This is a genomic window from Lamprocystis purpurea DSM 4197, assembly GCF_000379525.1.
Classification (GTDB): domain Bacteria; phylum Pseudomonadota; class Gammaproteobacteria; order Chromatiales; family Chromatiaceae; genus Thiodictyon; species Thiodictyon purpureum.
Window position 1 is genome coordinate 1 of sequence record NZ_KB902377.1, and the last position, 8,716, is coordinate 8,716.

Sequence of the window (8,716 nt, forward strand, 5' to 3'; positions counted from 1 at the left end):
CACGTCCCCACCAGCCCCAACGGCCTTCGCACCCCGCTGCCCCGCCCCCCAGCGCCCGGTGCACCCCAACCGGAGGCCGACGCTTTAGCGGGCGGCCCCCCGCACCCAACTGAGGCCTCAACCTCCGGCTGGCCGTGCAGGTCTAGCGTTCGGACGAGATCATCGGCCGTAGGGGCGGGTTTCAAACCCGCCCCGACACGAAGGTCTGTCTGGATATCAGGTGCGAACGCCATACAACGTGAACCGGGCCTCACCGAAGCCCCTAGGAGCCGCCCCCGCCGTGAGCGAAGACCGCCACTTCCACGCCCTGCGTCTGCTGCAAGCCAACCCGGAACTCTCCCAGCGCGCCCTAGCGCGCGAACTGGGCGTCAGCGTCGGCGCCGCCAACTACTGCGTGCGTGCACTGGTCGAAAAAGGCTGGATCAAGATCCAGAACTTTCGCACCAGCAAGGACAAACGGGCCTACGCCTACCTGCTCACCCCGCAAGGCATCGAGCAGAAGGCCCAGATCACCCTGCGCTTCCTAAAGCGNAAAGAAGCCGAATACCTGGCCCTGGAAGCCGAGATCGCCCGCCTGCGCCAGGACGTCCGCGCCCTGCACGCCGACCCGGCCGCAGACCTCGACCCGAACGCCTGATCCCGTCGTTCCGGCAGGACCCCGGACCCCGGACGCCAGGCCGTAGCGCCGCCCCTCCCCTGCGGCGCCCTACAGGGCCTTGATCAAGATTCCGGCCACTTGGNCTCGCCGGGTGCGTAGTCAGGCCATCCTGGCCTGACATCGTCAGGGCTGGAAGCCCTGACTACGCACGCCGCTGGCCGGGATTACGATCAAGGCGCCCTACGGCAATTGCCATTGCCCCCTACGGGATTCGGGCCGATCAAATGCCCGGCCCATCACAGCGCACCGTCCGCAACCCAACACCCAACAGCCCGCTTACCCCTTGATGAAAGCAGTCATCCTCGCCGGCGGCCTCGGCACCCGGTTCGCCGAAGAAACCGATCTCAGACCCAAGCCCATGATCGAGATCGGCGGCAAGCCCATCCTCTGGCATATCATGAAGCTCTACTCCGCCCACGGCATCAACGACTTCATCGTCTGCTGCGGCTACAAGGGCTACCTGATCAAGGAGTATTTCGCCAACTATTTCCTGCACATGTCCGATGTCACCTTCAACCTGCGCACGCACAGCATGGAGGTGCATGAGCAGCACGCCGAGCCCTGGCGCGTCACCCTGGTCGACACCGGCGAGCAAACCATGACCGGCGGTCGCCTCAAACGCGCGCGCCCCTATCTCAACGGCGAAGACTTCTGCTTCACCTATGGCGACGGCGTCAGCGACGTCGACATCAGCGTCCTGATCGCTTTCCACAAAGCGCACGGCAAGCTCGCCTCACTCACCGCCGTCCAGCCGCCGGGGCGTTTCGGCACGCTCAACCTCGACGGCGATCAGATCCAGCGCTTCCAGGAGAAGCCCCAAGGCGACGGTGCCTGGATCAATGGCGGGTTTTTCGTGCTGTCACCGCACGTCATCGACTTCATCGACGGCGACGCCACCTTCTGGGAGCGTGAGCCCATGGAGCGCCTTGCCAGCGAGGGCCAGTTTGCCGCCTACCGTCACGCCGGCTTCTGGCAGCCCATGGATACCCTGCGCGACAAGAATCACCTGGAGGCGCTTTGGCGCACCGGCCAAGCGCCTTGGAAGGTCTGGGATTGGGCATGTTCTGGTCCAACAAACGGGTCCTCCTCACCGGGCAAACGGACTTCAAGGGCAGTTGGCTCGCCCTCTGGCTGCAACGGCTCGGTGCCGAGGTCACCGGCTATGCCCTGGAACCGCCGACCAAACCCAACCTGTTCGACGTGGCCCGGGTCGGCACGGACATGAACTCCATCATCGCCGACGTCCGCGACCTGCCCAGGTTACAACAGGCGCTCCATGAGGCCCGCCCTGAGATCGTCCTGCACTTGGCCGCACAACCGCTGGTGCGCTACGGCTACCGCAACCCGGTCGAAACCTACGCGACCAACGTGATGGGGGACCGTGCATCTGCTGGAAGCCGTCCGCCGGACGCCCGGCGTGCGCGCGGTCGTCATTGTCACCAGCGACAAATGCTACGAGAACCGTGAATGGCTCTGGGGCTACCGCGAAAACGAGCACATGGGCGGTTACGATCCCTACAGCAACAGCAAGGGCTGCGCCGAGCTGATCACCAGCGCCTATCGCGACTCCTATTTCAACGCCGCCAGCCATGCTGAGCACGGCGCGGCCATCGCCAGTGCCCGTGCCGGCAATGTCATCGGCGGCGGCGACTGGGCCGAAGACCGGCTCATCCCCGACCTGTTGCGCGCCATCCGTGCCGGCGCGCCGGCCGTGATCCGCGCCCCTCATGCCATCCGCCCCTGGCAACACGTCCTCGAACCGCTCGCCGGCTATCTGCGCTTGGCCGAACAGCTTGATCGCGAGGGCGCGGTCTATGCCGAGCCCTGGAACTTCGGCCCCAACGATGACGACGCCAAGCCCGTCCAGTGGCTGGTCGAACGGCTGACCAGCGCCTGGGGCCAGGGCGCGCGCTGGCAGCTCGACCCCAACCCCCAGCCGCACGAGGCCCACCACCTCACGCTCGATTGCACCAAGGCCCGGACGCGACTGAACTGGCACCCGCGCTGGCCGCTCGCCGAAGCCATCCGCCGAATCGTCGCCTGGCAGCAGGCGCTGGACGCCGGTGCCGACATGCGCGCCTGGTCGCTGGCCGAAATCGACGACTACGCGCGCGTCGCTGAAGAAGCACAATGATCCGCTCCCGGCGTTGATCGTCATCCCGGCCAGCGGCATGCGTAGTCAGGGCTTCCAGCCCTGACGGTGTCAGGCCAAGATGGCCTGACGACGCACCCGGCGAGCCCAAGTGGCCGGAATCTTGATCGAGGCCCTACAACGCCAACCATCAATACTGAAAACCTAAAACTTAAAAAAACCTCTCCCGTGATCACTTCCCTGACCATCGCCCACTTCAAGTCGCTAGAAAACGTCACCGTCCCCCTCGGCCAGGTGAATGTCTTCATCGGCCCCAATGGCGGTGGCAAAAGCAACCTACTTGAAGCGCTCGGCGTCCTGTCTGCGGCGGCCAGTGGGCGTGTCGATGATTCGGTCCTGCTGGCTCGGGGAGTGCGCACGGGTCTACCCAGCCTTTACAAATCGGCCTTTCCCAGCAGACCCGAAGGTCGCAGACAACCCGCACACATCTTTCTTGGTGCCCAGCAGGGTGAGGGTGGGGAAGGATTGGGCTATGAGGTCACGCTGAACAATCCCCTCAAGTCGCCTGAACCGGACTGGCGCTACAAGCACGAGAAATGGTTCGTCGGCGACAAGAGCCTCGCCAGCCGCTCGCCGCGCTCCAATCCGTCTTTGAACCCGGCCATGGGGTTAGCCGCGCTGCGTGCGGTCGAGCAACCGGCGGGCACAGCGGGCCTGGATTTTCTTGAAGATCTGCGCAATTACGTCATTTACACCCCAACGACCCCGGTGATGCGCGGCATCGCCCCCGACTCGCAACCCCAAACCCCGTTGGGCCTGTCCGGCGGTCGTCTGGCCGACGCGGTACAAGAACTCTTGCGGCAACGTGGCGCACCGACCGCCGATCAAGAAGACCTGACTGGACTGCAACGCCACAGCCGGCGAGTCACTGAAGAGGCACTGTCCCTGATCGATTGGGCCGCCGCCTATGGCTCAGCGGCATCGAGCCAGATGGCCCTGAGCCCAGCCGCCGCGACCTCGCCGCGCGTCGTCCGCTTCCGTGATCGCTACATGCTGGAAGGCCGTAACACCCTGTCCGGCTACGATGCGAGCGAGGGCGCTCTGTACGTCCTCGTCCTGGCGGTTCTCGCCGCCCATCGGGAGGCCCCGGCACTGCTCGCCGTGGATAACGCCGATCACGGCCTGAACCCGCGCCTGCTCCGTGGACTCATACGTCACTGGTGCGGCTGGCTGCTCGACGACCCGCGGCCCCGGCAGGCGCTCCTGACCATGCACAATCCGCTCGCACTCGACGGTCTTCCGTTACAAAACGACCGGGTTCGGCTCTTTACCGTCTCGCGTAACAGTGATGGCCGTACCGAAGTGCAGCGCGTGCGGATCGATGAGCGGCTCATGGCCATGGCCGATCAAGGCTGGACGCTCTCCCGCCTCTGGGTCGCCGGCTACCTGGGCGGGGTCTCCCGTGACCTCTGACCTGCCCGCCCTGCGAGTTGCGCTGGCGGTGGAAGGGGCGACGGATTACGCGATACTCGAAACGCTCATCGCCCGCTTGATCGACTGGCGAGCCACGACCTTCAGCTACCTGCAACCCGAGTCTTCCGCGGCGTTCGAGCTGGGCGGTTACGCCCAAGGCGGCTGGTCCTTCCTCTATCGCTGGTGTCGGGCGACGGCAGAACTTAATGGCCCCAATGGTCTGGAAGACAATTTCCTGTTCCTGAACCATGATGTGCTGGTCGTCCAGATCGATGCCGATGTGGCGAGGAGCAACTACCGGGCTGGTCACATCGAAGACCCAGCCGACGATCTACCCTGCGCCCAGCCATGCCCACCGGTCAGTGACACAACCGATGCCCTGCGCAAGGTCGTTTTGCGTTGGCTGAACACGCCCCATAGTCCGCCGCGTCTGGTGTTCTGTGTCCCTGCACAATGCCTGGAAACCTGGCTCCTGGCCGGCCTGTACCCGACTGACCGAAACCTTCAATTCCCCGACCTTGAGTGCCGTCCATGTCCGCAAAGACAGCTCGCGAATAAACCCAAGCCAGGGCGCCTGATCAACAGCAACACCAAGAACCGGCCGGTCTACCAGCAACGCGCCCGCGAACTCGCGGATCAATGGCCCTGCGTAACCCGCCACTGCGTGGAAGCCCTGAGATTCGAGCAAGACCTCATATCGACCACCCGAGGGCCCTCAACGCCCCCGAGCCCAACATAGCCGCTTTAACACTAACTTAAAACTTAAAACTTAAAACTTCCGTGGGAGTCATCCTCTACGGCAGCCGCGCACGGCGCACGCACCGCCCGGACAGCGACACCGATGTCGCCATTCTTTTGCAAGGGCCGTACCAGCCCTTTCTACAGACCAAACTGGCCATGGCCGATGCCGCGTATGACGTGCTGCTGGAGACCGGCATCAACATCTCACCGTTGCCGGTCTGGATGGATGAATGGGAGCACCCCGAAACTTACCCGAATCCTCAGCTCCTGGAGAACATTGCGGCTGAGGGCATACGCTTGTGAAGACCACGCTGACGCCAGCCGCGCTGCTCGCCAAAGCCGGCCACGGTCAAGATTCCGGCCACTCGGACTCGCCGGGTGCGTAGTCAGGCCATCCTGGCCTGACACTGTCAAGGCTGGAAGCCCTGACTACGCATGCCGCTGGCCGGGATGACGATCGAGGCCCCAAAGCCGAACGTACCTGCGCCTCGGCTCGGGTCTTGCTCGAGCTGAACGATACCGATAGCGCCTGCAACCGGGCTTACTACGCCATGTTCGATGCCGCCCGCGCCGCCTTGCTGGCGTCCAGTGCGCCAGTGCCGCCGGCGGTTGGCAAAACCCATAGCGGGTTAATCACGGCCTTTAGGCTTTATCTGGTCAAGGACGGACCGCTCCCGAAATCCTTGGGCCGCCTCCTCAAACGCGCGGAGGAAACCCGGCTGGTGGCCGACTATCGCGGCGATGCCATCGCACCCGATGACGCACGGGTCATGGTTGAACAAGCGGAAATCTTCGTCGCCGCGCTGCGCGCTGAGTGTTTGCGGGTTGGACTGGCCCAGCCGGTGTCGAAACTTGACAGATCATCGTCGAGATAAGCCATCGAGCCCAGAGCCAAGTACGCCGCCTAGCACCGATAGGGGCTCTGCCTCAACTTTGTCCAACGTCTCACCGAGTCCTCGACTGTCACCAGCAACAACTGAACCACGAAGTTCTGGTCGTCCAGATTGATGCTGAGGGCTTGATCATCGTTCCGGCTAAAAGAAAACCGGAACTCGAGGCCTTAGGTGGTTTCCGAGAAAAGATGTACCATCGTGTAGGGGCGACTTTAGTCGCCCCTATAGCCCCCTGCGGAACTTGCTGCACCCCACAACAGACCGGAGGCCGAGGCTTACGCCGGTCGATATCGCGTTTGCGCGGCCCTGGTCCGGCTAAAGCCTCGACCTCCAGTGACCGAGGCCCGGGCATCAGGGTCTTGACCATCGTTCCGGCCCGCGCTGCGCATTTGGAGTCCAACGCTTCAGCCTTGGCCTGCCGTTCCAAGGCTGAAGCCTTGAACTCCAGCCCGTCGCTGCCTCGGCTGGCCGGAACCATGATCAAAGCCGGCACCCGTCGAAACAACGATCAAGGCCCGCTGCCGCGTGCCCGCAACCGCAATCAAGCCCCGCAACCCTTGATCGCGATCCCCCTTAGGATCTCAATATGCAAGCCGTCAAGGCGCTCTACCGCAACGGTAACATCCAATTACTGGCGCCGCTGACCGGTGTGGTAGAGGCCGAACTCTTGATCGTTGTCCTCGACCGGGATGAGGGCGCCGGCCTCCCCGTCGCCGCATTCCAACGCCGTCCCGACGATGCGGAGCAAGACTTCCAAGCCTTGGGTATGGCCAGTTATTTTGCGACGGATGACGATGCCCGCGTGGATTGGGAAGAGGTATTCGATGTCAAACCTCGGTGACATCGTACTGCTGGACTTCCCCTATACGAACCGTGCCGGCAGCAAGGACAAACGGGCCTACGCCTACCTGCTCACCCCGCAAGGCCTCGAGCAAAAGGCCCAGATCACCCTGCGCTTCCTCCAGCGCAAAGAAGCCGAATACCTGGCCCTGGAAGCCGAGATCGCCCGCCTGCGCCTGGACGTCCACGCCCTGCACGCCGGTCCGGCCGCGGACCTCGACCCAAACGGCTGACCCCGGCGTTTCGGTAGAGTGCCGGAATCCAGTACCAGGCAGGGCCATCGCGCAACGGTGGGCGGTGTGCTGGTTGCGGGTTACCGTCCCTGGCCCTGGGTCCCGGCCTCCGAGCCGGGACGACGCAGAGCGCGGTTCACCGCGCAGCCCGTCGTTCCGGCACGATGCCGGAACCCAGTGCCAGGACGGCACCTCTCAGCCACACCGGTGCTCCGAGCACAAACCAAGCGCTGCCGCCGCGCCCCCGCCCCACCGGCCGCCGCGGATCTCACAGCCCGTCGTTCCGGCAAGGATGCCGGAACCCAGTGCCAGGACGGCACCTCTCAGCCACAACGGTGCCCAAGCACAAGCCAAGCACAAGCCAAGCGCTGCCGCCGCGCCCCCGCCCCACCGGGCGCCGCGGATCGCGCAGCCCGTCGTTCCGGCAAGGATGCCGGAACCCCGTGCCATGGACGGCACCGCGCAGTGAGCACGGACCGGCAAGATTAAGACGGAACGCCCTACACCGATGCCGAAAAAGCCNCCCCCGCTCGCCGTCCCGCGCGACGACTACGACACGCCCTGGAAAGACGTACTCGACCGTTGGCATCGGCAGTTTCTCGAGTTTTTCTTCCCCGTGGCCGCCGCCGACATCGACTGGTCACGCGGNTATGAATTCCTCGACAAAGAACTCCAGAAGGTCACCCGTCGCGCGGTCGTGGGTCGNCGNCATGCGGACAAGCTGATCAAAGTCTGGCGGTGCAGTGGCGAGGAGACCTGGGTCTTGATCCACACCGAGGTCCAAGGCGACCAGGAGGCGGACTTCCCGCGGCGTCTCTACATCGATCACTCGCGACTGACCGACCGTTACAACCGCCCGGTCGCCACCTTCGTGGTGCTGACCGACGATCATCCCAACTGGCGCCCCGNGCGCTACGAGCACGCGCTGTGGGGTTGCCGGGCGGTNTTGGAGTTTCCCAGCATCAAGCTGCTGGACTATCGTGACCGCACGGCCGAACTGGAGACCAGCCCCAACCCCTTCGCGTTGGTCGTGTTGGCGCACCTGGCAGCCACCGCGACCCGCCGCGACCCGGCCGCGCGGCTCGAACACAAAATCGGCCTGACGCGCCGACTCTATCGCCTCGGGCTGGAGCGCGACGCGATCTTGAGTCTCTACGCCTTCATCGATTGGGTGTTAGCGTTGCCCGACGCCTTGGAAGAAGACTACCATCGGTGCATTCAAGCGCTAGAGGAAGCCGAGCACATGCAATACGTCACCACTGCCGAGCGCATCGGGATTCAGAAAGGCCTTAAAGAGGGCCATAAAGCGGGCCATAAAGCGGGCCATAAAGCGGGCCATAAAGCGGGCCATAAAGCGGGCCGCCAAGAGGGAGAGGCCGCCATGCTCTTGCGCCAGATCACCCGCAAATTCGGCCCGCCCACCGAGACGGTGCGTGAGCGCATCGAGCGCGCCGACTCCGAAACCCTATTGGAGTGGTCCGACCGCATCCTGACCGCCCAGACCCTCGACGAGGTGCTCCACTAACCGAACGGCCAAACCACCTTGCCGCCGCGCCTCACCCGCGTTAGCATAGCCCGTCGTTTAGAAGCTGAACAATTATTGCGAACCGGTGACCTCGGCCATGCCCGCCATTGACAGGGTAGGGCGGTAGCGTGTCCGGACCCGTTTGACCGCTCCGCACGGGTCGCCACACGTCCCCACCAGCCCCAACGGCCTTCGCACCCCGCTGCCCCGCCCCCCAGCGCCCGGTGCACCCCAACCGGAGGCCGACGCTTTAGCGGGCGG

General features: G+C 64.4%; 11 protein-coding genes. All 11 read left to right on the forward strand.

What is annotated here, in order from left to right; translation table 11 throughout:
• The first annotated feature begins 280 nt into the window (after window positions 1–280).
• The 11 genes from A39O_RS0104090 to A39O_RS43775 all read left to right on the forward strand — a co-directional run bounded on the left by A39O_RS0104090 (window position 281) and on the right by A39O_RS43775 (window position 8,455).
• Window positions 281–637: a MarR family EPS-associated transcriptional regulator gene (locus A39O_RS0104090; RefSeq protein ID WP_020503434.1), complete on the forward strand. Its 357-nt coding sequence runs from the start codon at window positions 281–283 to the stop codon at window positions 635–637.
• A gap of 307 nt (window positions 638–944) precedes the next feature.
• Window positions 945–1,883, forward strand: coding sequence for a glucose-1-phosphate cytidylyltransferase (gene rfbF / locus A39O_RS0104095; protein WP_020503435.1), 939 nt, complete (start codon window positions 945–947; stop codon window positions 1,881–1,883).
• Window positions 1,790–2,125: a GDP-mannose 4,6-dehydratase gene (locus A39O_RS43095; protein WP_456073014.1), complete on the forward strand. Its 336-nt coding sequence runs from the start codon at window positions 1,790–1,792 to the stop codon at window positions 2,123–2,125. Before rfbF ends, A39O_RS43095 begins: the two co-directional genes overlap by 94 nt.
• The gene (gene rfbG / locus A39O_RS31890) at window positions 2,076–2,792 is read left to right on the forward strand and encodes a CDP-glucose 4,6-dehydratase (protein WP_281170048.1); all 717 of its coding nucleotides are present in this window, start codon (window positions 2,076–2,078) and stop codon (window positions 2,790–2,792) included. The genes A39O_RS43095 and rfbG overlap by 50 nt, the downstream gene beginning before the upstream one ends.
• 186 nt (window positions 2,793–2,978) lie before the next feature.
• Complete coding sequence (locus A39O_RS0104105; RefSeq protein WP_020503437.1) at window positions 2,979–4,223, forward strand: AAA family ATPase; 1,245 nt, start codon at window positions 2,979–2,981, stop codon at window positions 4,221–4,223.
• The gene (locus tag A39O_RS0104110) at window positions 4,213–4,962 is read left to right on the forward strand and encodes a hypothetical protein (protein WP_020503438.1); all 750 of its coding nucleotides are present in this window, start codon (window positions 4,213–4,215) and stop codon (window positions 4,960–4,962) included. The genes A39O_RS0104105 and A39O_RS0104110 overlap by 11 nt, the downstream gene beginning before the upstream one ends.
• Window positions 4,963–5,003: 41 nt before the next feature.
• Window positions 5,004–5,267 (forward strand): nucleotidyltransferase domain-containing protein, encoded by a 264-nt coding sequence (locus A39O_RS0104115; RefSeq protein ID WP_020503439.1) that lies wholly within the window; start codon window positions 5,004–5,006, stop codon window positions 5,265–5,267.
• Between the two features lie 122 nt (window positions 5,268–5,389).
• Entirely contained in the window at window positions 5,390–5,839 is a 450-nt protein-coding gene (locus A39O_RS31895) for a HEPN domain-containing protein (RefSeq protein ID WP_083924509.1), read from the forward strand.
• Window positions 5,840–6,443: 604 nt separating this feature from the next.
• Entirely contained in the window at window positions 6,444–6,698 is a 255-nt protein-coding gene (locus A39O_RS0104125; protein ID WP_020503441.1) for a hypothetical protein, read from the forward strand.
• Window positions 6,682–6,930, forward strand: coding sequence for a helix-turn-helix domain-containing protein (locus tag A39O_RS31900; RefSeq protein ID WP_020503442.1), 249 nt, complete (start codon window positions 6,682–6,684; stop codon window positions 6,928–6,930). Before A39O_RS0104125 ends, A39O_RS31900 begins: the two co-directional genes overlap by 17 nt.
• A 1,243-nt stretch (window positions 6,931–8,173) precedes the next feature.
• Window positions 8,174–8,455, forward strand: coding sequence for a DUF4351 domain-containing protein (locus tag A39O_RS43775; protein WP_456073015.1), 282 nt, complete (start codon window positions 8,174–8,176; stop codon window positions 8,453–8,455).
• The last annotated feature ends 261 nt before the right edge of the window (window positions 8,456–8,716 follow it).